We start from the raw sequence: 280 nt of genomic DNA on the forward strand, positions 1-280 counted from the left end.
CGCCCCGGCGGGCGGGGGTGAACGCCTTCGGCTTCGGCGGGATCAATGCCCATACGGTGCTGGAAGAATATCGCGGCGGGGCGGAGCCTGCACCGAACCTCACCCGGTCGAGCGAGCTTCTGGTGGCGGGCGCGCCGGATGCGTCGGGACTGAGCGCACGGCTGGAGGCGCTGAAAACCGCGCTATCGGGCGACATGCCCCCGGCAGAGGTCGCGCGGGTCGAGAATGCCGCCCCGTGCCCCGGCCCCTGGCGCGCGGCCATCGTGGCCCGGGACGCGGG

1 protein-coding gene is annotated in these 280 nt (G+C 74.3%); it reads left to right on the forward strand.

Annotation, left to right across the window (positions count from 1 at the left end):
- Nucleotides 1-17: 17 nt before the first annotated feature.
- The coding region (locus H2O73_RS23930; protein ID WP_497997517.1) for a hypothetical protein at nt 18-280 on the forward strand (263 nt) is incomplete at its 3' end.

The sequence above is a fragment of the Vibrio marinisediminis genome (assembly GCF_014050145.1).
GTDB lineage: Bacteria > Pseudomonadota > Gammaproteobacteria > Enterobacterales > Vibrionaceae > Vibrio > Vibrio marinisediminis.